Below are 24,595 nucleotides of genomic sequence, written 5' to 3'. Positions count from 1 at the left end.
GAGTTCTTCGACGGCGACGGCATCGGGGCGAAACTCGGCCACCACGGCCGCGAGGCCCGTGCGGATTTCCGCGAGGCGGGCCGCGAGGGCGTCCTTGGGGCTCGTGCGGACGACGCCGGCCTCCAGGAGGCGCATCGCGCCCGGCGCGCCATCGAGGGTCTCGATGACGCCGTAGCCGGTCCGCTCCAGGCCGGGGTCTATGCCGAGAATTCTCATACGGCAACTCGGAACGCGGAACTCGGAACGCGGAACGAACGGCGCCGCACGCCGCTCCGCGGCTGACTCTCAGTCGTCAGTAACCCAGTCCTGTGAGTCGGGATGGGCAGGTTTTTGGCTCTGCCCCCAGGGCTCGTCGGCGTCTGTGCGAACCTCAAACCCGCTAGGCAGCGTGGCCGAAGATGCGGCGGCGGCGTCCTTTACTGAAACATCCGAAAGTGATATCCAGTCGCGAATCTTGTCTGCCTGCGCGTAGTCATGGCCCTTGCGTTGCTGCTCGCGCTCTTTCAGGAGCTGCCTGACCAACTTGCCGAGAGCCTCCGTGTCCTCTGTAGACTCTTGCTTTCGCTCGAACCTCAGACCGAGGACTTCCCCGGCTAGTGTGCTGAACGTGTCGTGTATGTCTTTCAACTCCTGCAATATGATGGTGCCACCATGAGCCCGCACCATCATCGGGTTCACATGGCGTGCGAAGTCGAAAATTGCCGCGAGAGCGCCTGGCGTGTCAAAGTCGTTATCCATCGCAGCACGGACGCGGCTCTTAGCCTGTTCAATCGCATTTCGTGTCGCCTCGCTAGTTGGCTGTGTGACGAGGTCCAGCAGTATTTTGTCTTCTTCCAACTTGCTGCTCTGCAACTGCTCCTTCTGGCCCTCGATGATAGCCAGTTGCTTCTCGACGTTTGCAAAGGTAAGCGCCAGCCGCTCGTAGCCCGCCCGGGCCGCCTCGAGCGCTTCTTCCGAGAAGTCCGTCGGGCTGCGGTAATGGCTCTGGAGGATGAAGAGGCGGATGACCATGGGCGGCCACTTCTCGAAGGCGTCGCGCAAGGTGAGGAAGTTGCCGAGCGACTTGCCCATCTTCTGCCCGCCGACGGTCACCATGTTGTTGTGGAGCCAGTAGGTACTTCTGGCCCATGACGGTGCACTCGATGTGCCAGCCGGGGTAGCCCATGCCCCAGGGGCTCGGCCACTGCAGGATGTGTCCCGGCTCGGCCCGTTTCCAGAGGGCGAAGTCGGCGGGGTGACGTTTCTCGGCGTTTACCTCGACGCGGGCGCCGGCCTGCATTTCTTCAACGCTCCGGCCGGAGAGGCGGCCGTACTTCGGCCAACTCGCGACGTCGAAATACACGCTCCCGTTCGCCTCGTACGCATGGCCGCGCTCGATCAATTTCTTGACGTGCTCGATCTGCTCCAGGATGTGGCCGCTGGCGCGCGGGCTGATGTCCGGCCGAAGGACGTTCAGGGCGTCCATGTCCTCGAAGTATCGGCGGGTGAACTGTTCGGCGATCTGCATCGGGTGGACCTTCTTCGCCCGGGCCGCCTTCTCGACCTTGTCCTCGCCCGCGTCGGCGTCGTCCGTCAGGTGCCCCACGTCGGTGATGTTCTGGACGTAGGTCACGTCGTACCCCAGGTGCCGCAGGTACCGGACGATGCAATCGAAGGCGATGTAACTTTTGGCGTGGCCGAGGTGCGCGTCGCCATAGACGGTCGGCCCGCAGACGTACATGCCGACGTGAGGTGGTGAGAGGGGCTCGAACTTTTCGCGCCGGCGTGTGAGGGTGTTGGTCACGTGGAGGTTATTTTCGCGAATAGTCACATGTGCCTCCGAATGACGCGCCCGCCCCAGCCTTCGCCCTTTGGGCTACGGCGGGCAAGCAAGGCGGGCGGCTAAATGCGTTCGAGGACGACGACGGCCTGGGCGGCGACGGCCTGGCCGGCGCCGATCGGGCCGAGGCCTTCGAGCGTCCGGGCCTTGAGGCCCACGGCGTCGGGCTCCAGGCCGAGCAACTCGGCCAGCCGCCCGCGCATCTTCTCCTTCAGGTCGCCCAGCTTCGGCCGCTCCAAGAGGAGGTTCACGTCGGTGCTCGCTGGTCGCCAACCGGCCGCTTTCACCTTCGCGAGGGCGAGGGCGAGGATGCGGCCGGAGTCGGCGTCCTTCCAGACCGGGTCGGTGTCCGGAAACTGCTCGCCCAGGTCCCCGAGGCCTGCGGCTCCGAGGCAGGCGTCGGCAATCGCATGCAGGACCACGTCGCCGTCCGAGTGGGCCTCGGGGCCGCGGTCGTGTGGCACTTGGACGCCGGCGAGGACCAGCCGCCGCCCCAGCACCAGGCGGTGGACGTCGAAGCCCAGACCGACTCGACATGCGTGCGTCACAGGCGACGCTCCTTGGTGCGAGGCAGTTTATCGGCCACTGAGGGCGTTTGCAACGCCTAAAAAATAGTCCAATGTCCAAGGTCAACGGTGCAAAAGAAAGTCCAAAGTCTCCGGCGGGATGCGCCCGCCTTTGACTTTGGACTTTAGACTTTGGACTTTGGACGGCCTCTTATTTTCCCGTCAAGGCCTTGATGCGATCGCGCGCCTGGTTGACCTCGTCGGGGTTCCTGGATTTGAGGAGCACGGCGTTGTAGAGTTCGACGGCCTTGATGCGGTTCTTCAGGCGTTCCTCGTAGATCTTGGCGGCGTTGAAGCGGGCCGCGTACTGCGTCTCGGGGTCCCACTGCCAGCACCGCTCATAGCACTGGACCGCGCGGGCCGAGTCCTCGAAATACCAGCCGCCGTAAATCTCGCCCATCAGGAAGGCCGCGTCGTCGATCTTGTCGCTCTCGGGGTATTTCTCGATGATTGCCTGGAACTTGTCGAGCGCGTTCTTCAGGTAATCCTTCTTGGCCGGCGGGAAGGCCGGGTAATTCTTGTAGTCCATGCCTTCCTTGTAGAGTTGGTCGGCGGCGGGGATGCGGCGCAGGGGTTTCAGTTCCGGTCCGACGACCTCGGCGATCGTGAGGTACCGGGTTTTCGGCGTCGCCTCGAACGCTTTCAGTTCCTGCTCCACCCATTCAATCTTGTGCTGGGCGCCGCGCGCCAGGTAATAGTCTTTCAGGGCGAGGAGCGATCGGCCGTAGGCCTTCCGCAGGCGGGCCACTTCCTCCACCAGCCCCAGTTCCTGCATCCCCGTGAAGTTCGTTTCGGGCTCGGGCGCGATCTGGGCCTCGACGGCCTCGGCCTGGACCTCTTCGGGCTTCGGCGGCCTGGGGGGCGCGGCCGGGACTTCGGTGACTGCCGGGACGGGCGTCCCGACAAGTCGGGACTCCGGCGGCGTGGTCACGGTAATCGGTTCCGGCGCGGGCAAAGGCGCCGGTGCGGGCGCGGGGGCCGGCTTAGGTGCGGGCAAAGGCGCGGGTTCCGGCGCGGGCGCCGGTGCGGGTTCCGGCGCGGGCAAAGGCGCCGGCGCGGGCGCAGGTTCCGGCGCGGGCTCAGGCGCGGGCAAAGGCGCCGGCGCGGGCAAAGGCGCAGGTGCGGGCTCAGGCGCGGGCGCAGGTTCCGGCGCGGGCGCGGGTTCCGGGGGCGGCGTCGGCGGAATGGGCTCGGCCTTTGACGGCCGGTCCGGCCGGAGTTTCACCGGCGGGAGCGAGAACTCGTTGTCCCCCTGCTGGGAGATCGCCTCTCGCGTGATCCACAGTGCCAGGGCCGCAACGGCCAGCAAAACGATGAGCCGACGCATAGGTTAGTCCTCCGTCCGATGTGAGGCCGGTTCCAATGTCGGGCGCGCACCAACGCGCGTGTATCGTCCATTAGAAATGGCCATCCCCGGCCCGTCAAGGAAAAACCGCTTGGGGGCAGAAGCGCCAGAAGCGGGTGCGGCGTGCTCATCCCGGCGCGCGGGGGAGTAAACGGCGCCCGGCGTGTGTTCACGCCGGGCTAAATACCGGCGTGAGCGTCGCGCCGCGCGCCGTTCATTTAGCCCCCCGTGAATACACGGGGGGTGCCGTTGCCGCCTTCGGCCTCTGGAACCGCTTGAGGAACCGCCGGATCGCCCGTCGGCGGAAGCCGGCGTCGGCGAGGTGGTTCCAGAGGCTCCGGAGCATCGCCCGCCGGACCTTCTCCCGGCCGATCCGCTGGACCATCGGATGCGCGAGGGCCTTGCGGTAGGGAATCCAGGGGGGGTGCTTGCGCAAGAACCGCAGTTGGATCCGCGCCTGGATCCGCCGAAGGTCCTCCACACCGTACTGGTCGCTCACGACGTACCGCCGCCGGCCGACCACCTTCATCCCCGGCTGCGCGAGGACCCACTGCTCGAAGTCCGTGTCGGCGTAGGCGTAGATTTTGTTGGGGCTGATGAAGTCGATGCCGAGGTCGGCGGCGTAGTCGGCGATGCCGAGCATGTCCTCGGCCGTCTCGCCGGGGTTTCCGATGAGGAAGTTCCCGAGCGTCAGGATGCGGGTGTCGGCCAGGTGCCTGAAGGCCCGCCGACACATTTCGACGGTGTAGCCTTTGCGCATCGCCTTGAGCAATCGCGGCTGGTTGGACTCGACGCCGACCATGAACATGAAGAAGCCCGCCCGCTCCATTTTTTTGACGAGTTCGGCCGACTTGGCGAGCGCGTTGATGCGGATCTCGCAGGCGTACAGGTGCCGGACGTCGCGCTCAATGAGGAGGTCGCAGATCCGCTCCAGGCGCCCGAGGTCGGCAGCGAAGTTTGCGTCCACAAGATGCACGACGTCGGCGTCGGTGGCCTCGAGTTCGGCGACGACGTCCTCGGGGCTGCGGCCGATCCACGGCTGAAGGTCGCCGAAGATGTTCTCGCGCCATTTGCAGAACGCGCAGACCATCGGGCACCCGACGCTCGTGATGACGTTGTCGCCCTTGAGCGTCATCCACGGGTACTCGTATCGGCGGATGGAGCGGTCGAGGTGGTAATGCTCGGGATGGACGCCGACGCGGCGAGGGTTCTTGACGAGTTCGGCGTCGGACTGTTTCAGTTCCCTCTCCCCTGGTGGGAGAGGGTGAGGGTGAGGGGGGCCAAGCGGCCGCTCAAGGCTTTTCCCACCCTCACCCCTTCCCTCTCCCGTCAAGGGAGAGGGGGTTATGAAACAGCGGCTAAGCGTGGCGCGCGCGTCGGGGGGAAGGGCGGTCGGGCGCTTGCGGTACCAGAGACCCGCGACGCCTTCGGGGCTCCCGCGCTCGACCATTTCGCGCAGGGCGTCCTCGCCGTAGCCGACGCAGAGGATGTCCATTTCGGGGAAGTCGCGGACGATTTGGTCCGCCTCGCGCGTGGCATACAGGCCGCCCAGGACGAGCGTTACATCCTTCGGGAGGCTGCGGATGAGGGTGTCCGTAAACTCGTCGCGGCCCCACATGAGGCTCACCGCAATCATGTCCGGCCGGAACCGGCGGATGAGGTCCTCGAGCGGCTCCTGTTCGAGCCGCATGTCCACGAGCAAGAGGTCCTCGACGACGGGCCGCAGGCGCGTGGCGACGACCTCCAGGCCGATCGGGTTGATGATCGCCAGGCCCCCGTAGAGCCGTTCGCTCTTCTTGTCGGGGCTGTAGGGATAGATTAACAGCGGCCGCTTCCAGGTCATGGCGGGCATTATAGAGGTTCGCGGCCGGTCGGGCAACGGTCGGCGGAGCAGCGGATGGGTTCGCCGGCCCGCTTTTCGGTGCGGCGCGCGAGGTCAACCTGGTTCGCCGGCCCGCTTGCGGGCCGCGCCGTAGTCCCGGCGCGCCGGGACTATGGCGGGCGGGCTGCGACATTGTCTCTTCTTCGAGCCCCTACGGGGCGGGACGGCGTTCGTCATTCGGCATTGGCGTTTGATTCACCATTCGGATTTCCGCCGTCGCCCTACAGGCTATGGCGGACAAGTCGGGTTTCGTCATTTCTTCCCGTACTTCTCCTCCGGATCGAACACCTTGACGCCGTCCTCGGCCCAGGCGCCTTTCCGCAGGACCCAGGAGAAGCAGGAGCGGTAGCCGGTGTGGCAGGCGGCGCCGCCGATTTGCTCGACCTCGAGAAGCAGCACGTCCTTGTCGCAATCGGTGCGGATCTCTTTCACCTTTTGGACGTTGCCGCTCTCTTCGCCCTTGTGCCAGAGTTTCTTTCGGCTGCGCGACCAGTAGTGCGCTTCGCCAGTCTCGACAGTCCTGGCGAACGATTCGGGGTTCATCCACGCGACCATGAGGACCTCGCCGCTCGCCGCGTCCTGGGCAATGGCCGGGATGAGGCCGTCCGCCCCAAACTTCAGCATTTCCATTGGGTCGTTCATTTGTCTGCCTTTCGTGCGGTCTTTATTAACCGCAAAGGGCGCCAAGAGCGCAAAGAGAGTATAGCATTTGTTTTTTGGGAAATCTTCCCTTTGCGAACTTTGCGTTCTTTGCGGTTTCAACCAACTTCAATCAGGCGAATGGCGTCGGCGAAGCGTTTCGCGAGCGCTCGTTTCACGGGCTGCGACTCGGGGCGCTCCAGAGCCGGGTCGCGCTTAATCCACTCGAACGCCTCTTTCCGCGCGAGTCGCAGTAAATCGGTGTCGTCGATGAGGCTGCCGACGAGGAGGTCCGGCATCCCGTGCTGCCGCGTGCCGAAGAATTCGCCCGGCCCGCGCAATCGCAGGTCCTCCTCGGCGATGCGGAAGCCGTCGGTCGTCTCGGTCATCACCTGGATTCTTCGCTCGGCCTCCTCGGTCGTCGGCTCGGCCAGGAGGATGCAGGTGCTCTTGGCGGCGCCGCGTCCGATCCGCCCGCGCAACTGATGCAACTGGGCGAGGCCGAAACGCTCGGCATGCTCGACGATCATGACGGTAGCGTTCGGTACGTCCACGCCGACCTCGATGACCACGGTGGAGACGAGGACGTGGATTTGTCCTCGGCGGAAGCGGTTCATGACGGCATCCTTGTCGGCCGGTTTCATCCGCCCGTGCAGGAGGCCGACCTCGAACTCGGGGAAGACGTCCGTCGCGAGCTGTTCGGCCTCTTCGGTGGCGGCCTTGAGGTCCGACTTTTCGCTCTCCTCCACCAGGGGGCAGACGATGAACACCTGCCGCCCCGCGGCGAGGTCCTTTCGGGCGAAGTCATACGCCTTTCGCCGCTCGTCCGGGGCGACGGCCCACGTCTCGACGGGCGTCCGGCCGGGCGGCATCTGGTCGATGGTCGAAACGTCCAGGTCGCCGAAGACCGTCAGGGCGAGCGTCCGGGGGATGGGCGTCGCGGTCATGACGAGGTAATGGGGCTGGAGGTTCGGCACGTCCTCGGCCGTTTGCCACTTGGCCTCGGCCCGTTGGAGGACGCCGAACTTGTGCTGCTCGTCCACCACCACCAGGCCCAGGCGCGCGAACGCCACGTCCTGCTGAATCAGGGCGTGGGTGCCGACGATGATGTTCGATTCGCCTCGGCGGATGCGGCGAAGGACCTTGCGGCGTTCCTCGGCCGCGAGGCCGCCCACGAGGAGCGCCCACTTGACCCGGCTGCCGACGAGGTACTTCTCGACGTTCTGGTAATGCTGGGTGGCGAGGATTTCGGTGGGGGCCATGATGGCGGCCTGGTATCCGGCGGCGACGGTGGCGAGGGCGGCGTAGAGGGCGACGGCCGTCTTGCCGCACCCGACGTCGCCCTGAAGCAAGCGCGTCATCGGGCGGTCGCGCGCGAGGTCTTCGCGGATTTCGGCGATGGCCTTGTCCTGGGCCCGCGTGAAGGTGAAAGGAAACCGCGCGCGGATGCGGCCGTCGAGGCGGGCGTCCACGGCGACGGGTGGCGCGTCGTGGGACGCCTTGGCGCTTCGTCGGCGAAGGGCGACCGCAAGTTCCATGAAGAAGAACTCGCTGAAGACCAGTCGCCGCCGCGCCCGGCGGACCTCGTCCATGGACGCCGGCCGATGGATCATCCTGAGGGCGTCGGCCAGGTCCGCCAGGTCGAGGCGTCGGCGCATTTCCTCGGGCAGGGTTTCGCCGGCCAGGGGCAGGCCGACGCGCAGGGCCTCGTCCGTCAGGCGGACGAGGGACGGCTGCTGGAGACCCTCGGTGGTTGGATACTCGACGAGGATGCGGTCGCCCTCGACGGCCTCGCCCGGGGCGGCAAGGCGCTCGAACTTCGGGTGCTGCATCTGGAGGCGTCCGCGGTACTCGGCCACGCGGCCGTAGAAAAGATACTCGGCGTCGACCTGGACGGCCTTGGCGAGGAAGCGGGCGTGGAACCAGACGACGCGCATCTCGCCGCTTTCATCCGCGATGAGGGCTTCGAGGCGGTCGCCCCAGCGCGGGGCGCGCGTGTCAATGACGCGGGCGCGGACGGCCTGCTCGCGTCCGGCGACGACGCGGGCGATCGGCACCAAGTCGCCGCGGTCGATGTACTTGCGGGGAAAGAGGAGCAGCGCGTCGCCGATCGTCCGGATGCCGAGACGCTCCAGCAGCCGGGCCCGTTTCGGGCCCACGCCCTTGATATATCGGATGCTGTCGCTGAGTTTCGCCATGAAGGGTTCGGCCTCGGCGCTTGCCGCACGGTTAGCGACACTACACCGAGGCCCGCCCGGGGTCAAGCGCGGCGCGGCAGGGCAGGCAGGAGCAGGGCGGCTAAATGTCCACGCCGGTTTGCGGTTAGAGAAAACGTCAAGGCAGGACGAAGTCGCGTTCCTTGCGCTTGACGACCAGGACGGGGCAGGGGGCCTTGCGGACGACCTTCTCGGCGACGCTGCCGAACAGCACGTGCCGGAGGCCCGTCCGACCGTGCGTCGCGATGACCACGAGGTCGATCTCCTGATTGTGGGCGTAGCGGATGATCTCGACGAAGGGGCTTCCTTCGAGGAACGCCGTTCGCACCTGTGCGCCTTCGAGGTTCTTTTTGGCGAACGCTTCGAGGTTTTTTTTGCTCTCTTCGCGGATCTGGTCGAGAAAGGCTTCGCTCGGCCCTGTCATGTAGTAGTCCGACGTGCTCAAGAGGTCGGCCGGGATGTCCACGACGTGGATGCAGTGGATCTCGGCCTGGAACCGCTTGGCGAGTTCGACGGCGTAGCGAGCGGCCTGTTCGCTGTCTTCCGAGAAATCCGTCGGGACGAGCAGTTTCGCGAGTCGGATCATCGGCGGGCCTCCTGTTTGACCGGCCTTTCGTGCGTCTGTCCTTCGGTTCGTCATTATGCCCCGCGCCCCGGCCCAACGCAACGGGGTTCACGACGCGGGTTCGCGGGCCGGTCGGCGGTCGCGGGACCGGGCGGGCGGTTTCCGCTCGGGCCCTCGGCCGGGCGCGCCGAGGCATCGGGCCAGGGCCGGCACGAAGTAATCGCGCGAGACGGCCTGCCAACTCATTTTCTGCGCGAGTTCCCATCCACTTGCGAGAAGCCTCTCGAACGCTTCGCGGCCGATGGGCAGGCGCTCCGCCAACAGGCGGGCGAGGTTGGCGGCCACCTCGTGTTCGATGCGTTCGGCGTCCACGATTTGGGGGTCCTCGCCGGCCGGAGCCGCGTAATGAGCCAGCAGGACGTTCTCGGGCATCCGGTCGCCGGCGATGCGGGCCAGGAACTGGGCGCATCCGCAGGCGCGGCTGATGACGCAGATGCCGCCGAACGCCAGCGTTTCGAGTTGGGCGATGCCGAACGGTTCGTACGCGCTCTGGCCGAACTCCACGTCGCTGCCCTGACGAAGGTCCTGGAACGAGAGGTCCTCCGGGACGCGCTCGCCGCACGAGGCGCGGTCGAAGCCGAACTGGTTGACGAGGACGGCCCGTGTGGCCCTGGCCCGCCGGTTGTAGGCCTCGACGGCCTGGCCGAACGCCACCTCGCCCTTGACGAGGTCCGGCCAGCCGACGCGATGGTGGACCGGCCAGCCGTACGCCGATTCCATCTCGCGCACCAGGTCGCTCGTTCGCCGGCCGCCGTCCGTCGCCAGGACCACGAGCGCGGCCGTCCGGCCGGCGTCCGCCAGCCGATCGTCCAGGTGCTCGAAAACCGCGAGGTCCCGCTCCAGCGACTTGGACGGGACAGGCCGCGCGACGTGCGTGAAGAGGTAATCCGGACGAAATCCGAGGAGCGCCTCCAGATAATTTTTGAGTCGGCTGCGGCTCCGGAGGCGGTCGTCCAGGCCGATCGGCCGGACCGGAAGACCGTTGTAAACGATGTCGGTCGGCGTTTGGCGGAACTCCGGCGCCAGAAGCGCGAGTTCCTGGGCGACGGCGTCGCTGACGGCGAAGATGTGATGGGCGCGGTGGGCGCGGCTGACGAGGGCCTGTTTGAAGCCGCCGCCTTCGCGCAGGAGCGTTTCGTACGCGCGCTGGCCGCTCGCCGTCTGCATCGCCTCGTGGAAGACCAGGCGTTCGTCGGCCCGCTTCTCGATGAGGTCGCGGACGGGCGGCACCTCGTGGGCCCAATAGACGGTCCGGAGGTCCGGCATCCGGAGGCGTGCGGCCAGGAGGGCGGGGATCCCCATGAACTCGTGGCTGATGAGCAGGGCGCCGGCGGTCTTCGGGCCGAGGAGGGCCTCGGCCGCCTCGAGCGCGGGGCCCGCCAGGCGCACCCATTCCTCGTAACTCCAGTCGCGCTCGAACTGGTTGCTTTCCAGGCCGTAGGCCGCCCAGAGTTCCTGCTTGAGGCGGTTGACGGGTTCCCGAATCGCGTCGCGGACGTCGAAGAGGACGAGTTCGACGGGAGTGCGGCGCATGTCGAGCGGTCCGGCGATGACGCGCACGCCGTAAAACACCCGCACGCCGTACGCCGCCTCGATCCGCGCCAGGGCGCGCGCGACCTCGGGCGGGGCCTGCGTGCCGCCCGTCGCCGAGCCGCCCGTTTCATACAGGACGGCCTGGAGGCCCGGCAGGGCTTCGGCGAGGGGGAGTTCGGCGTTGCCGATGAGTATGGTTCGGTCGGCGGCCTCCTGATAGGCGCGGGCCGTGAGGAGTCCTTCGAGGACGGCTCCGATGCCGCCCATTTTTTCGCGGGCTTCGTGTGTGATGTGGATGAGGGTGGTCATGCTGATAACCCATCCCCGCGTGGCCGGCCCGGCGGCTTGGGGCCGCCCGGCGCCGCCCATCATCCATTATATCGGCGCGCGCGGGGTCCGAGTGAAAGACTTTGAGGATAGCCACGGGTGTGTCGCGGTTGCGAAAGGGAACCGGGGGCAAGCCAACCGGCCCGGCCGCCCTCGGCCGGGACTCGCGGATGGTCCTAGCGCTCCTGGAAGTAGCCCGCCGGGAACGTCTTGCCGAGCGTCCTGAGGGCCAGGAGGGCATTGGCGCGGACGAGATTGACGGGGTCGTCGAGGCGTTTTTCGAGGGCCGCCAGGACATTGTCATTGCGGCAGTTGGCCACGCTGAGCGCCTCGGCGGCGGTCGCGCGAAGGAGCCAGGACGGCGACTCGAGCGATTCGAGGACGGCGGCGACGGCCTCCGGCGTGCCGATCTTGCCGAGGGCCTCGACGGCGGCCTGCTCCGGCCGGCCGTACACGCGCCCGGCGCGGAGCGGCACTTCCGTGGCGGTGGCCGTCGTCCGCGCCATCTTGACGAGGGCGGGGACGGCATCGGGATACCTCGACTGGCCGAGGCCCCACGCGGCCAGAGACCGCACCAGCGCCGACGGGTCGTCGAGCATCAGGACGAGTTGCTTGCCGGCATAGGTGGTTCCGACCTGGCCGAGCGCGCGGGCCACCGTCGCGCGGACGATGGGTTCGGCGTCGTCGACGGCCAGCATCAGGGCCGCCTGGGCGCTGGGATGGCCGATCCGGCCGAGGGCGGAAGCGCCCGCGGCACGGAGGTGCTTGTCTTTCGATTGGAGGTTTTTGGCGATCCAGGCGACGTCTTCGCGGCCGGCCTGGGGACCGAACGCCAGGAGCGCCTCGACCCGCAGGTCGTCCGTCGCGGGGCCTTTCAGGAGGTAGTCGCGCAGGACGGGAGCGGCGGGCCGGCCGATCGCGCCCAGCGCCAGAAGGACCTCAGGCTTCTCGCCGGAGAGGCCGTGGAGTTTCTCGGCGAGCCGGTCGACGGGCGCCGAGGCGCCGAAATTGCCGGCGGCGCGGATGGCGTTGCGCCGGACGGCCTCGTCGAGGTCGTCCAGACTCGCGGCGACGACGTCCTTGAGCCGCGCGTCCGCCCGGAGCACGAGCGCCCGCATGACGGCCCGGCGCTGGAGGGTTCCGCTCCGGGCGATGGCGGGCAGGAGGCTGGGGCCGAGGCCCATGTCGTCGCGGACGCAGGCGGAGGCGGCCTTGGCGCGGATCTCCGCCCGTCCGGATTCAGCCAATCGGCCGACGGTCCGCAGCGCGCCGGCGTCGCCGATCCGCGCCAGAAGGTCGGTGGCGAGGGCGGCCTCGTCCTCCGTGCCGGCCAGATGCTCGCGGATTTTGTCTCGGCGGTCCGTGAGGATGCGGGCGAGGTCGGGCATGCCCTGCGGGTCGTGGAGTTGCTCAAGCGCCGCGAGGACGGCAGGCGGCACTTCCACGAGGGAGCCCTCGACGGCCAACGGCGCGAGGACGTCGGCATGGTTCTCGATGTAGGCCGTCTGGGCGATGCCGCGCACGAGCGGGTCGGGATGCGTCAAGGCCGGAAGCACGAGATAGGGGTCGCCGACGGCCGCCCAGGCGCCGAGCAGTTGGGCCGCCGAGGCGGCGAGGAGCGCGTCGTCCGAGGCCAGGATCTCCTGGGTCGCCTGAGGAGCCCCCTTGGCGCCGGGCCCTTCGGCCTCGAGAATCAGGAGCCGAGACGCCGGCGCGTATTGGCCGAACCGCTGGGCGGTCGGCCCGCAGCCGGCGGATGCCAGGGTCACCGCCAGGGCCGCCGATACGCCGAGAACGAGGAGGGAAGTTCGCTTGGTCATGCGCGCCTCCGATTGACCGAACGCTTGTACGGGCAGGCTCTTAGCAATCGCGGGGCACTATAGGTCCGCCGCCGGCGCGTTGCAAGCGAAATCAAGACCGCGAGGCCGGCCGCGCCGGCGGGGACGGGGGGCGCGCGGGTCGGCATCAGTGCATGTTGCCCTTGAACTCGTCGTACGGTGACTCGCCGGCGTCCGAGGCCTGTCTCTCCGCCTGGGCGGCCTCGGCGGCCGCGTCAGCGGCCTCCTCAGCGGCCCGTTCGGCGGCGGCGAGTTGGCGGCGCTTGCGGCCGGTGAGCCAGGCCAGCACCAAGCCGAGTTCGTAAAGGAGGATCAGCGGCACGGCCATTGCCGTCAGGCTCACGGGATCGACGGTCGGCGTGATCAGGGCGGCGATGATGACCATGATGAAGATGACCAGCCGCTGCTGCCTGACGAGCGTCGAGAGCGGCACGAGGCCGATGCGCTCGATAAACATGACGACCAGCGGCGTCTGGAAGGCCAGCCCGAACACCAGGGTCATCAGCGCGACGAAGTACAGGTATTCGTCGAGCATGAAACTGGGGTCAATAAGCGACGTGCCGTTGACCTTGATGCCGGCCGTCGGGTTCATGAGGGCCTGAAGCCCGATGGGCAGGATGTAGAAGTAGAAGAGCGACCCGCCGCCGAGGAACAGCAGAAAACTGGCCGGCCCGTAAGTGTAGATGTGCTTGCGCTCGTGCGGGTGCAGGCCGACGCCCACGAAGGCCCAGATCTGGTATATGACCCAGGGGCTGGCGACGATGACGCCCGTAATGAGGCACATCAGGATGATCATGATGTAGCCCGTCATCGGGCTGCGCAGGATCAGCCGCGATTGCGGCTGGGCGGGGGCGGAGGAGGGCGGGCCCGCAGTCGCGGAGGGTGTCCGCGCGGCCGGCGGCGAGGCGCCCGGCAGCGACGACTCGATGCGCGACAGCCGCGCCTCGATGGCTGCCAACCGGTCCTCAATGGCCGTGCCGGGCGGCGGGGCCGGTTCAGGGGGCGCCGGGCGCGCCGGCGACTCCTCTTTCGGCGGCGGGGCCGGCGGCTTCTGGCTCTTCTCGAGGTTCGTCAGGGCCTTGTAGTACGGCTTCAGGATCGTCGTCAGCAGTTCCTGGTAGAACACGCCGCACAGGACCGTTCCCACCAGGAGGCCCAGCAGGGCCAGGATGATCCTCCGGCGCAATTCTTCGAGGTGTTCGCCGAAGGTCATCTCCACGTCGGTTTTCATGGTCGGGCCAAGGTCTCACGAAGCGGCCGGCATCAGGCCGGCGTCCCGCTCGCCCTTCAGGAAGTTGCGGTAGTCGCCGAGTTCCATGAGGATTTCGCGGGCCTTTCGGGCGCGTTCCATGGTGATCCGGCCGCTGGAGATCAAGTCGTACAGGAGTTCGGGGTTGTCGGGGCGGTAGAGGCTGGCGAACTCCTTGTAGAACTCTTCGTGCGCCAGGCGGGTGGGGAGAACGGCGTGGAGGGCGTCGAAGAGGCGGTAATCGTGCGTCACGAGTTCGTCGTATCTCTCCTCGTACAGGTCGGTTCCGGGCAGGGGCGTCAGGATGGTGAACTGGGGGTAGATGATGCCCTTCCGCTCGCGGTACTTTTTGAGTTCCTGGAAATCCTCGTGGGTGAAGTCGGGGCTCACGATGAACGCGCCCCACATGTGGATGCCGAGGCGATTCAGGATCTCCATCGCCCGCTCGTTCTGTTCGACGGTGGCGCCTTTCGCAACGGCGTCGAGGCGCTGCTGCGTCGCCGCCTCGAATCCGATGAGGATCGTCTCCAGGCCGACCTCGCGGAACGCTTCAATCAGGTCCGGGTGCTTCGAGATGGTGTCCGTCCGCGCCTGCATGCCGATCGTTTTCTTCACGCCGCGCGACCGGATAAGTTCGACGATCTTCCAGGCGCGCTTCACGTTCGCCAGGAAGTTGTCGTCCACGAAACTGATGGCGGTCGGCTGGACGGCCTCCATCTCCGCCACCACGCGCTCGGCCGAACAGTACCGGCACGTCCGGTGATAAAATTTCCAGACGGAGCAGAAGTTGCAGTGGAAGGGACATCCCCGGCTCGTGGCGATGCAGGCGTGAGGCTGGTCGAAGAGGAAAAAGTACCGGCCGGCGTAGCGTTCGGCCAGGTGGCGCGCCGGCATCGGCAGGTCGTCGAGCGACGGCCGCAGACGACGCGGCGCATTCGTGACCCACTCGTTGTCCTCGCGGCGCCACGCCAGCCCGTCGACGGCCGCGAGGCCGTCCCGCGGACCGCCCGGGCCGATCCGATCCAGCGTCTCCAGGAGTTCGCGGAACGTTTCTTCGCCCTCGCCGATGACGATGGCGTCCGCGTACGGCTGCCGGAAATCTTCGGGCACCAGGCTGGCGTGGTGCCCTCCGGCCACGGTGAACACCCCAGGCAGCGCCTTCTTGGCCCGCGCGAGGAGGTCCTGGGCGTTGTACACTTCGGTCGTCAGGCAGGTGACGCCCACGAGGTCCGGCTGGAAATCCTCCAGCGCCGCGTCCAGCGCATCCTCCAGACGAATGTCCAGCAGGCGCACGTCGTGGTTCGGACACGCGACGGCGCCGATTGTCTCCAGGGCGAGCGGCTCCGGGAGCGCTGTCCGGCGAAAACCGATGTAGTCCGGCGGCGGCGGTTGAACCAACAGAATGCGCACGGTCGGCGTTCCTTCTGGCAGCCAAAGCCTCCCCGTCAGCAGCCCGTAATAGTACCGATTGGCCCCGATGCTGACAAGCCTGAATTTAGAAGGCGGACGGACGGGGCGGAGAAGGCGAGAGACGGGACGGCAGGCGGTCGGTCGGGTGTTTGGCCGACGGTCGCTACGCGTCCCGCAGAAACTCCGGGCGCCTCGGCGAGGCGGGTTCGTGGGCCACGCTGAAGAGCCGCGGCAGTTGCCACCACGGCGAGGCCGCCGACTCGCGGGTCTGGGCGAACTGGATCCCCACCTGGTATCGGTCCTCTTGACGCCGGCAGTGGACGACGCGGCCGGTGAGTTCGAGCGGCCGATGCCTGCCGTTCGGCGGCAGACGCAGCGTCACGTGCTCGTTCACTTTGAGCCGGACCGGGCTCTCCGCGCGCAGACCGTCGAGCGAGAAGTCCCGGAGTTCCATCCGGCACTGGGCGGAGCGTTTGGCAAGGCCGGAGGCCGCCAGATCGTCGCGCCACGCGGATACGTCGAGGCGGGTCGCAAAGCGGTCAAATCGCCTGCGCTCCCTCCCGGCGCTGCGGCGAGTGTTGCCTGATGGTGCGCCCATAGGACTGTATCCTGAATCTGCGCGGGCCCCCCGGGACGTCTCTGTGGGCTGTCCGCCTGTGTTCTATCGGCTCCGGGACGCCTGAACTTTACTCGCTCTAGGGGGATTATGGCGCACAAACGGCGAAAAGCAAACGCCTCCCCCGGATTTTCGGCGTGGGTACGGTTTTCCGCCAATGCCAGGGCACTTTCGGGGGCTGCTTGGATGCTAGGGGGGAGGGCCGCGGGCCGCCATGGCTTTGCCTTTCAGTTCGGGGTTCAAGTTCCGGACTGGCCGGGCACGCGCTGCGCCCCCGACCGTCCGTCCCCTTGCTGACGGCCCGTCGTTCTGAGGTAAGATTCTACTTTCTAAGAGCCGCGCTGCCGAGGCGCGGCTCCGGCGTCCTATCCGATTCCTTCGCGGACCGGCCAGGGCTCGTCGAACGCGATGCCGACGGCATAGCGGTCGCCTTCCTCCACGCATCGGACGACCTGGCCGCGCGTGTCGCGCCCCTTGCGAGGTCCCATCGGCGGGAAGAACACCACCACCGATTCCTTTTCCTCGAGCGGGTCCGACGCCAGCGCGCCCAGCCCGCCCTGCGAAACATTCAGCACGTGCAGCGAAATCACGTGCCTCTGGTCTTCCAACGGCGTGCTCCGCCGGACCGCCGTCGCGGGGACTTCGACGGCCGAACGAGAGAACTGCCGCCGCTCCGGTCCGTCGCGCGATGCAGGACCCATGCCAGACTCCGAATCCTTGCGGGCCCAGCCAACACCCGCACGGAACTCGCTGCACTGCGAGGGGAAGTGTACCCTCACCCCGACGCTTTTAGTATAGCCCGGAAAATGGTAAATGCAAAATTTTTTTTTGTTCCGGGCGTTTTTTCTTCGGCGGGGGTCACGGAGCCGGGGTCCCCGGGCTCGCCTGGGCCTCGGAAAGGCGGTTCATGAGGCTTTGCTGGAGGGTTTCCAGGTCGTCCGCCTGCTGCCGGAGCCGACCGTGGAGGGCATCCGCCTCGGCCCCGCGGTCGTCGGCTTCCTGGGCCATCTGGTCGCGGAGCCCCGCCAGCCTCCGCCGCAGCCGTTGCCGGGCGATGGTCGCGGTCGCGTCCGTCCCGTCGGCGGCCTCCCGCAGGATCCCCTGGAGCGCCCGCACGGTCGTCTCGTCGTGGAGAAAAAGCGGGCAATCCGTCAGCGAGTCCCCCGCGAGCATCCGGTCCAGCGTCGCGGCCCGGTCCCGGAGGAGGACGGCCTCGGTCTCGGCCTTGGCCAGACGCCCGCGGGTGTCGTTGAGACCCTCCTGGAGGAGGCGGATGCGCCGGGCGGCGGAGGCGAGGCTCTGGCCGTTCGCCAGGGTCCCAGGATCCGACGGCGAGTCCGTGGCGGCGATGATACCGCGACCGTCGCCCGCGACGGCCGGCGCCGGGCCTCCACGCCAGGCCGAGAAGACGCGGACGGCGGCGATGACGGCGACGCCGGCCAGGAGCGTGGCGGCGCACGCCCACGCGATGGAATGCTTCGGGCGAGACATGCTGGCGGTTCCCCTTGCTGCGGCAATCCGGGCGCGGGAGGGAATCGGCTGATCCGGGGCGATGCTCTCCACCAAGACGTATCGGCGCGCGCCGCTCGTCGGATTAGCGATTTCGGCCTCGCGCAAAGATTTTCTCGCACGATTCAGAGCAGTTGACGCCGACCGGCCACGCTCGTATACTCGCTCTTGTCGGATGCGTGCTCGGCCGGGCAAGATGTTGTGGTTGCCGGCCGCAGCGGCGGGGTCATTTCTCTAAGGAGAAACCCAATGGCCGACGCACCGCAGCAGCCGCGAAGCACAAGGCGTTTCACGGCCTGTGCCTGGCGGTGATCCAAGCGGCCCGTACACCAGGCGAGATCCGCCTGAGCGCAACAGCGCAGGGCCTCCAGTCGGAACCGGTGGCGATCATCACCGTCAGCCCCGCCGCCGAGCGATAGGGGTGCCACGAAAAGGGCGAAAATGGGAACGAGAACTTCGAGATCTTGGCTTCGGGAATCAACCTCAACAAGTTGGCGGTATAACATATGAACTTGAACCGACGGACGTTTCTCGGGACGGCCACAGCAGGGCTTGCAAACCTCCTGCGCCCCTCTTTTGCCGGGTTGCTCGCCGCTGAACCCGACAAACTCCTGGGCGACCTGTTCGATTCGCCCGATCCCGCTGTGATTCAGCTTGCGGAGGAAGTCTTCCGAAAATGTATCCTGGGAAAGATATTCCCGGCGGAAGAACCCTTGAAGCATAACTGGATAAGCCCAGGCGGAGGCTACCGGGGCCAGTGGATCTGGGACACGATGTTTGTGGTCGATCTGCTGAGCATTTTGCCGGGTAAAGAAAAGGTGATCCGGGATGTCTTCCAGAACTACTGGGATTTCCAGGTGCGCTGGAACAGGGAAATGCCCGATTATGCCCACGACATGATCCCCTGCATGATCGAGCCCGGCAGAACAAATTGGCTCAAATTCCCGGCGTATTCCCAGATTCCGATTCTCGCTTGGGGCGTGGAGCGGGTCTATCAGCGCCGAGGGGACAAGGAACTCGTCAAGCAGTGTCTCGAGCCGGTGGAGCGGTTCCACGAGTGGTACTGGCGCGAACGGGACGTTACGAACATCGGGCTAGTTGCCGTCGGGGCCTACAGCGGTGTAACCCAGCACGCGCGATGGGAAACGTTTGATCACGAATGCAATATGGACGGGCTGAAGATGACGCCTCATCCGACGCGCAAGGGCGAGAAGGAAGGAGCCTGGTACGGAGATATCTGCGTGACCGGAAACACATCCTACCTTATTCTGGCGGAGAGAAGCTTGATGCGGCTGGCGGAGATTATGGGCAACATGGAAATGGCCGCACGTCGCAAGGCCAGAATCGACAAGGCCGTCGAGGTTATGCGCAAGCACCTGTGGGACCAGGAAGCCGGCACTTTTCTCTCTGTCAACCGGGACACGCTGGAGAAGATTCCTGTGGCGACTATTGGAAGCTGGATTCCGCTGACGGCGGGTGTTCCAACCGAAGCCATGGCAAAACGGATGGCAGAAACCCTGCAGACACCGAACTGGAATACGCCGCTTCCCGTGCCAACCGTTGATCGAAAGGACAATCGCTGGAGATCCGACGGGTTCTGGCGCGGAGACGTCTGGCCCGCAACCAACTACCAGATCGCCAGCGGCCTGAAGGCTTACGGATACCAGGATCTCGCCGCAGCCATTGCTGACAAAACGGTTGACAACGCTATCAGGAACGGCATCAGCGAACGCTACGATTCAGCATCAGGAAAAAAGTTGGGGGTAGAATATCTCGGCATGACATGCACGATCATCACCATGATGCTCGACGGTCTCTGCCGGAAGCGCCAACTGAGCATCAAGAAGGCATAGAGAGCCGCAGCGGCGGCCTGGGTTGAATACTGCAACGGCGGTCCGGAAACGAAATGGGGCAAGATCCGGGCTGAGCGCGGACATCGGGAACCGTATGGAGTGAAGATCTGGTTCTTGGGGAACGAGCTCTACTTTTTTGGCAGAGGGGGCATGAAGGATGCTGCCAACTGCGCCCGCCAGACCAAGGTGTTCGCGGAGGCGGTGAAGAATGTGGATTCATCCGTCCGGTTGGTGGGCTGCACCTATTGGGGGGATTGGAACAAGCCGCTGCTTGAACAAGCCGAAAAACTGTTGAATTATTTTTCGTACCACGACTTTTAATCCCCTCAGGGGCGCCCGCCCAGGCGGGCGCCCCTGAGGGGTTAAAGGAAGGGGACGTGGGGTGCCGGGGTCCATCCCGGCGCGCCGGGACGCCCGTGGCTACCCGTCAGGCGCCCTCCCGAAGGGACCCCTTCCCGAAGGGACCTTGGGTCGGGGCTTCCGGGGCTGACAGAAAATCCAATCACACCCTGGGATTCGGCCCGCGCGGCAAGACGTTGCCGGCCGATGCCCTTTATGGTAGGAAGGACGGCCCGAACGGGGGCCGAAAAGGAGAGCATCCATGGGTCACCGGCCAACCCAAGCGCGTGCCGCACAAGGGGTGTCGGCGGGGCGTCTGAGGGGCTTCGCCCTGTTCCTGGCAGCCGCGGCCTTTCTGGGGCTGGCACTGGCGGCGCTGGCGGCGCCCGTGCCGAGCGGCGCGGCAGCCGCGCAGGCGGGGAAGTTCTTCTTCCATGACGGCGACTCGCCCATCGTCTTTCTGGGCGACAGCATCACCGAGCAGCGGATGTACACCACGTACATTGAAACCTACGTCCTGACGCGGTTCCCGAAGTGGACGGTGACGTTCCGGAACATCGGCTGGGGCGGCGACACCGTGTGGCTGAGTCGGCGCCGCGACTTCGAGGCGGGGGTACGGCGCGACATCCTGCCGCTCCACCCGAAAGCCATCACGATTGATTTCGGAATGAACGACGCGCGCGGCGGCAACTATGCGAAGTACATCAACTACTCCACGCAACTGGCCCACGGACTGAAGGAAACCGGTGTGCGGGTGGCCCTCCTCACGCCCAGCCCCGAGGAGCGCTACGAGGCCGGCCAACCCGCCGGCAGCGGTTACAACAACAAACTCGCCAAGTACTCGCGGGGGCTCCAAGGCGTCGCCGCCAAGGAGAGCGTCCTCTTCGTGGACCAGTTCAGCCCCTTCGTGCGCGTCATCGAGGACGGCCGCAAGGCCGGAGTGCTGGGGGCCGCGGGGAACCCGCGCCTCGTGCCGGACGGCGTCCACCCGAATTGGGCCGGCCACCTGGTCATGGCGGCTGCGATCCTGAAGGGCCTCGGGGCGCCGGCCCTCGTCAGCCACCTGGAGATTAACGCAGCCGCCGCGAAGGTCAAGGCGGCCCAGGGTTGCGCCGCGGAAATCCTCGACGGCGCCGGCGAAGGGGTGCTTGCGTTCCGGCGGGCCGACGACTGCCTTCCCTGGCCGATTCAGCTGGAGGCCGCGCTCGTGCTCAAGGTGCCGGGGTTCACGCCCCTGGCGGACCTCAGCCTGTACGACCTGAAAGTCACCGGCCTGAAGGCGGCCCAATACGACCTCGCGATTGACGATCAGAAGGTGGGAACGTTCACGAAGGAGGACCTGGCCCGCGGGGTCAACCTGACGCTTCAGGCGGGTCCCATCACGGCGCAGGGGGCCCAACTGCTGCGCGCGGTCGTGGAAAAGAATAACCTGTTCTTCGACCGGTGGCGGAGGACGCTGGTGCCCAATCTGCCGGCGTCTCTCAACGAGGCGGACATCCCGGCCGATGCCCGGGAAAAGTTGGCTCAGGCGGACCAGGCCATCGCCGAGAAGGAAAAGCAGATCAACGCCCTGCGCCTGCCGGCGCCCCACGTCTTCAAGTTGACGCCGGCGCTGTGAGGCCGGCTAGACCTTCAGCGTGTGGCCGGAGCCGTTGGCCGTCAGGACCAGGTGGTCTTCGAAGATTTTCCATCAGTGCATCATCCAACCCGACCTCGTGCAAACGGATGACGACGGCCTGGGTGAGCGCGCGCTGGCCTTCCTCCAGGGTGAAGACCTGGCTGACGCGGACGGAGGGTTCCTCGCGTCGGCGGTCCACCTGTCCGCGGATAAAGACGATGCTGTCCTTGCGGACGAGTTCCTGGTGTTTCTCGTAATCCTGGGGGAAGATGATGCAGGAGGTCTTGCCGGCGAGGTCCTCGAAGTCGAAGGCGGCCATTTTAGCGCCGGCGTTCCGCCCTTTTTTCGTGAACAGGGGCCTGACCGTGCCGATCATGCCGCCGAGGACCACCTCCGTGCCGTCGGAATACTGCGCGAGGTCCGCCGTCGAGGCCGTCGAGAAGTGCCGCAGCACCGGCTCGTGCTCGGCCAGGGGATGGCTCGACACGTAGAACCCCAGGACGTCCTTTTCGTATTTCAGGAGTTGGCCCTCCGGCCATTCGGGGATGTCGGGGAGGGCCTGTTCCTCGTGTCCCGGCGCGCCTGCCCCGTTGGGGCCGGGATCGGCCGCCAGTTGGCCGAAGAAGTTCATCTGGCCGCGTCGGCGGTCCTCCTGTGCGGCGGCGCCGGCCGCGAGGGCGCGGTCTGAGACGGCGGCCAGTTGGCTTCGCCGCGCGCCGGTCGAATCGAACGCCCCGCATTTGACGAGGCTGTCCGCGACCGCGCGGTTGACGGCCGAGGGGTCCACGTGCTCCGCGAAGTGAAAGAGGGAGCGGAATCGTCCGACCTGGCGCCGGGCAACCTCGATGGCCTCGACGGCGCGCTCGCCGATGCCCTTGACGGCCGCCAGGCCGAACCGGAGCCGATCGCCCACGACCGTGAAGTCGGCGCCCGATTCGTTGATGTCGGGGGGGGCGACCTCGATGCCCATGCGTCGGCATTCGTCGATGTATTCGGCGACCTTGTCGGTATCGGCCATTTCGTAGGTCAGAAGGGCGGCCATGAACTCCACCGGATAGTGGACCTTCAGGTAGGCCGTCTGGTAGGCGATCTGGGCGTAGCGGGCGGAGTGGCTCTTATTGAACCCGTAGCCGCCGAAGTGCGTGATGAGTTGCCAGATTTCCTCGGCGACGCCGGGGCGGAGGCGATGCTTTCGGGCGCCGGCGAGGAAGGCGTCGCGTTCGGCCTCGATGACGTCGCGGTCCTTCTTGGAGATGGCCTTGATGAGTTTGTACGCCCGCTCCAGGGGGATGCCGCCCAGGCGGTTCGCCATCCGCATCACCTGTTCCTGGTAGGCCATGATGCCGTACGTCTCTCCCAGGACCTCCTTCAGCACCGGATGCGGGTAATCGTAGGTCACGCGGCCGTGCTTGCGCTCCAGGTACGAATCGATCATGATCATCGGGCCGGGGCGGTAGAGGGCGTTGGCCGCGATCAGGTCCTCCAGTTTGTCCGGCCGGATCTTCTGCAGGAGGTCCCGCATGCCGGCGGATTCGAACTGGAAGATGCCCTTCGTCTCGCCGCGCTGGAACAGGCCGAACACCTCCGCGTCCTCCAGGCCGATGCGTTCGAGGTCCACCTCGACGCCGCGATGCTCGCGCACGAGGTCCGCGGCCCGCTGGATGGTCGAGAGGGTCCTGAGGCCCAGGAAGTCCATCTTCAGGAGGCCCGCGCGTCCGACGGCGTGCATCTCCCACTGGGTGGTGACGTCGTCGCCGACCCGGCAGAGGGGGACGTAGCCGACGAGCGGGGCGTCGGCGATCACCACGCCCGCCGCGTGCACCGACGCGTGGCGCGCCAGACCCTCCAGACGCCGCGCAATGTCCATCAGGTCGCGGACCTTCGCGTCCGATTCGACGAGGCGCGCCAGGTCCGGCTCTTGCACCAGCGCCCGCTCGAGTGTCATGTGAAGTTGGGCGGGGATGAGTTTGGCGATGCGGTCGACTTCCACGAGGGGCATGTCGAGGACGCGGCCGACGTCGCGCACCGCCGCCCGCGCCGCCATCGTCCCGAACGTGATGATCTGCGCGACGTTCTCCTGGCCGTACTTTTCGTGCACGTAGCGGATGACTTCCTGCCGACCGTCCTGGCAGATGTCGATGTCCAGGTCGGGCATCTCGTTTCGGCTGGGGTCCATGAACCGCTCGAAGAGGAGGCCGTACCGGAGCGGGTCCACGCTCGACAGACCCAGCAGGTAGGCCACCAGGCACCCGACGCCGCTGCCGCGCGCGGCGCACGGTATGCCGCGGTCGTGCGCGTAGCGGACGAAGTCCCAGACAATGAGGAAATAACTGGAGAACCCCTTGGCCTGGATGATGGCGAGTTCGTGTTCGAGTTGGTCGCGGATGGTCTTCGTCGCCTTGCCGTAGCGCCGTTCGAGGCCTTCCTCGCAGAGGCGGCGGAGCATCGACTCGGGCGTTTCGCCCGCCGGGACCGGATACACGGGCGCGTGGTGCCGGCCGAACGGGAGCCCGAGGTTGCACCGGCCGGCGACCTCGACTGTGTTGGCGAGGGCCTCCGGCAGGTCCGGGAAGCGGGACTGCATCTCGTCGTGCGTCTTCAGGTGAAACTCCCGCTCCCGGTACCGCATCCGGTTCGCGTCCGAAAGGAGTTTTCCCGTGTTGATGCACAACAGGACGTCGTGGGCCCGGGTGTCGTCGACCGAAAGGTAATGCACGTCGTTCGTCGCGACCAGGGAGACGCCCATCTCGCGCGCCAGGCCGACGAGCATCGGCCGCGCGCGCCGTTCGTCCTCGATGGCATGGTCCTGGACCTCCAGGTAGAAATTTTCGGGCCCGAGGATTTCGCGGTATTGGGCGACGGCCCGGCGGGCGCCGTCCTCGTCGCCCGCCAGGAGACGCCGCGGAACCTCGCCATGGAGGCACGCCGACAGGCCGATGAGGCCCTCGGCATGTTCCGCCAGGACCTGCTTATCGATACGCGGCCGATAATAGAAACCGTCCAGGTAAGCGGTCGTCGCAAGGCGCAGCAGGTTGCGGTACCCGCGCTCGTCGGCGGCGAGCAGGACGAGGTGGTGACCGGCGTCCTGGCTTCCGGGCAGGGTTTCCCGGTCCTGCCGCCGGCCGGGCGCGACGTAGGCTTCGTAGCCGAGGATCGGCTTGATGCCGGCCGCGACCGCCGCCTGGTAGAACTCGATGGCGGCGAAGAGGTT

At 66.7% G+C, this 24,595-nt stretch carries 19 protein-coding genes and 1 pseudogene; 4 read left to right on the top strand and 16 right to left on the bottom strand.

All coding sequences use genetic code 11. The features are described 5' to 3' along the window. The 15 genes and pseudogenes from NTX40_09625 to NTX40_09555 form a co-directional block, all read right to left on the bottom strand. Positions 1-216, bottom strand: a 216-nt coding sequence (locus tag NTX40_09625) for a crossover junction endodeoxyribonuclease RuvC (GenBank protein ID MCX5649335.1), incomplete at its 3' end; no start/stop codon positions are given. A 195-nt stretch (positions 217-411) separates the two neighbouring features. Beyond that, a pseudogene (locus NTX40_09620) lies at positions 412-1,804 on the bottom strand (cysteine--tRNA ligase). 77 nt (positions 1,805-1,881) lie between these two features. Next, a complete protein-coding gene (gene ispF / locus NTX40_09615; GenBank protein ID MCX5649334.1) occupies positions 1,882-2,367 on the bottom strand; it encodes a 2-C-methyl-D-erythritol 2,4-cyclodiphosphate synthase in 486 nt (161 codons plus the stop codon). A gap of 169 nt (positions 2,368-2,536) precedes the next feature. Next, positions 2,537-3,316, bottom strand: coding sequence for a hypothetical protein (locus NTX40_09610; GenBank protein ID MCX5649333.1), 780 nt, complete (start codon positions 3,314-3,316; stop codon positions 2,537-2,539). A gap of 628 nt (positions 3,317-3,944) precedes the next feature. Then, positions 3,945-5,573 carry a cobalamin-dependent protein gene (locus tag NTX40_09605; GenBank protein MCX5649332.1) on the bottom strand — a complete coding sequence of 543 codons (1,629 nt, stop codon included), beginning with the start codon at positions 5,571-5,573 and terminating at the stop codon, positions 3,945-3,947. A gap of 291 nt (positions 5,574-5,864) precedes the next feature. Next, complete coding sequence (gene hisI, locus NTX40_09600; GenBank protein MCX5649331.1) at positions 5,865-6,254, bottom strand: phosphoribosyl-AMP cyclohydrolase; 390 nt, start codon at positions 6,252-6,254, stop codon at positions 5,865-5,867. A 116-nt stretch (positions 6,255-6,370) separates the two neighbouring features. Further along, a complete protein-coding gene (recG, locus tag NTX40_09595; protein MCX5649330.1) occupies positions 6,371-8,515 on the bottom strand; it encodes an ATP-dependent DNA helicase RecG in 2,145 nt (714 codons plus the stop codon). 70 nt (positions 8,516-8,585) lie between these two features. Beyond that, entirely contained in the window at positions 8,586-9,053 is a 468-nt protein-coding gene (locus NTX40_09590; GenBank protein MCX5649329.1) for a universal stress protein, read from the bottom strand. A gap of 87 nt (positions 9,054-9,140) precedes the next feature. Beyond that, positions 9,141-10,934 (bottom strand): hypothetical protein, encoded by a 1,794-nt coding sequence (locus NTX40_09585; protein MCX5649328.1) that lies wholly within the window; start codon positions 10,932-10,934, stop codon positions 9,141-9,143. Between the two features lie 194 nt (positions 10,935-11,128). Then, positions 11,129-12,772, bottom strand: coding sequence for a HEAT repeat domain-containing protein (locus NTX40_09580; GenBank protein MCX5649327.1), 1,644 nt, complete (start codon positions 12,770-12,772; stop codon positions 11,129-11,131). Between the two features lie 145 nt (positions 12,773-12,917). Further along, the gene (locus NTX40_09575; protein MCX5649326.1) at positions 12,918-14,021 is read right to left on the bottom strand and encodes a twin-arginine translocase subunit TatC; all 1,104 of its coding nucleotides are present in this window, start codon (positions 14,019-14,021) and stop codon (positions 12,918-12,920) included. Between the two features lie 15 nt (positions 14,022-14,036). Beyond that, positions 14,037-15,449 (bottom strand): cobalamin-dependent protein, encoded by a 1,413-nt coding sequence (locus NTX40_09570; GenBank protein MCX5649325.1) that lies wholly within the window; start codon positions 15,447-15,449, stop codon positions 14,037-14,039. 163 nt (positions 15,450-15,612) lie between these two features. Next, positions 15,613-16,047 (bottom strand): PilZ domain-containing protein, encoded by a 435-nt coding sequence (locus NTX40_09565; GenBank protein ID MCX5649324.1) that lies wholly within the window; start codon positions 16,045-16,047, stop codon positions 15,613-15,615. A 383-nt stretch (positions 16,048-16,430) separates the two neighbouring features. Continuing rightward, the gene (locus NTX40_09560; protein MCX5649323.1) at positions 16,431-16,766 is read right to left on the bottom strand and encodes a PilZ domain-containing protein; all 336 of its coding nucleotides are present in this window, start codon (positions 16,764-16,766) and stop codon (positions 16,431-16,433) included. 157 nt (positions 16,767-16,923) lie between these two features. Next, positions 16,924-17,682 (bottom strand): hypothetical protein, encoded by a 759-nt coding sequence (locus NTX40_09555; protein ID MCX5649322.1) that lies wholly within the window; start codon positions 17,680-17,682, stop codon positions 16,924-16,926. A 71-nt stretch (positions 17,683-17,753) separates the two neighbouring features. Here NTX40_09555 and NTX40_09550 point away from each other — a divergent pair, with 71 nt between their 5' ends. The 4 genes from NTX40_09550 to NTX40_09535 all read left to right on the top strand — a co-directional run bounded on the left by NTX40_09550 (position 17,754) and on the right by NTX40_09535 (position 21,384). Then, positions 17,754-17,993 (top strand): hypothetical protein, encoded by a 240-nt coding sequence (locus tag NTX40_09550; protein MCX5649321.1) that lies wholly within the window; start codon positions 17,754-17,756, stop codon positions 17,991-17,993. An 87-nt stretch (positions 17,994-18,080) separates the two neighbouring features. Further along, complete coding sequence (locus NTX40_09545; protein MCX5649320.1) at positions 18,081-19,427, top strand: trehalase family glycosidase; 1,347 nt, start codon at positions 18,081-18,083, stop codon at positions 19,425-19,427. A gap of 99 nt (positions 19,428-19,526) precedes the next feature. After that, a complete protein-coding gene (locus NTX40_09540; protein MCX5649319.1) occupies positions 19,527-19,748 on the top strand; it encodes a hypothetical protein in 222 nt (73 codons plus the stop codon). Between the two features lie 280 nt (positions 19,749-20,028). Further along, complete coding sequence (locus tag NTX40_09535; protein MCX5649318.1) at positions 20,029-21,384, top strand: SGNH/GDSL hydrolase family protein; 1,356 nt, start codon at positions 20,029-20,031, stop codon at positions 21,382-21,384. On the opposite strand, the gene NTX40_09530 is transcribed toward NTX40_09535, so the two are convergent. Beyond that, positions 21,362-24,595, bottom strand: a 3,234-nt coding sequence (locus NTX40_09530; protein MCX5649317.1) for a DNA polymerase III subunit alpha, incomplete at its 5' end; no start/stop codon positions are given. The two genes, NTX40_09535 and NTX40_09530, sit on opposite strands and share 23 nt — an antisense overlap.

It is taken from the genome of Planctomycetota bacterium (genome assembly GCA_026387035.1).
Classification (GTDB): domain Bacteria; phylum Planctomycetota; class Phycisphaerae; order FEN-1346; family FEN-1346; genus JAPLMM01.
Note: the sequence above shows the minus strand (reverse complement) of the source record. Positions and strands in the feature narration are given on the sequence as shown.

Bases quoted from the DNA above. Each gene is read 5' to 3' on its own strand.
- NTX40_09565 (MCX5649324.1), bottom strand. From the start codon at position 16,047: ATGGGCGCACCATCAGGCAACACTCGCCGCAGCGCCGGGAGGGAGCGC.
- NTX40_09605 (MCX5649332.1), bottom strand. From the start codon at position 5,573: ATGACCTGGAAGCGGCCGCTGTTAATCTATCCCTACAGCCCCGACAAG.
- NTX40_09585 (MCX5649328.1), bottom strand. From the start codon at position 10,934: ATGACCACCCTCATCCACATCACACACGAAGCCCGCGAAAAAATGGGC.
- NTX40_09545 (MCX5649320.1), top strand. From the start codon at position 18,081: ATGAACTTGAACCGACGGACGTTTCTCGGGACGGCCACAGCAGGGCTT.
- NTX40_09575 (MCX5649326.1), bottom strand. From the start codon at position 14,021: ATGAAAACCGACGTGGAGATGACCTTCGGCGAACACCTCGAAGAATTG.
- NTX40_09560 (MCX5649323.1), bottom strand. From the start codon at position 16,766: ATGGGTCCTGCATCGCGCGACGGACCGGAGCGGCGGCAGTTCTCTCGT.
- NTX40_09535 (MCX5649318.1), top strand. From the start codon at position 20,029: ATGGGTCACCGGCCAACCCAAGCGCGTGCCGCACAAGGGGTGTCGGCG.
- hisI (MCX5649331.1), bottom strand. From the start codon at position 6,254: ATGAACGACCCAATGGAAATGCTGAAGTTTGGGGCGGACGGCCTCATC.
- NTX40_09580 (MCX5649327.1), bottom strand. From the start codon at position 12,772: ATGACCAAGCGAACTTCCCTCCTCGTTCTCGGCGTATCGGCGGCCCTG.
- NTX40_09590 (MCX5649329.1), bottom strand. From the start codon at position 9,053: ATGATCCGACTCGCGAAACTGCTCGTCCCGACGGATTTCTCGGAAGAC.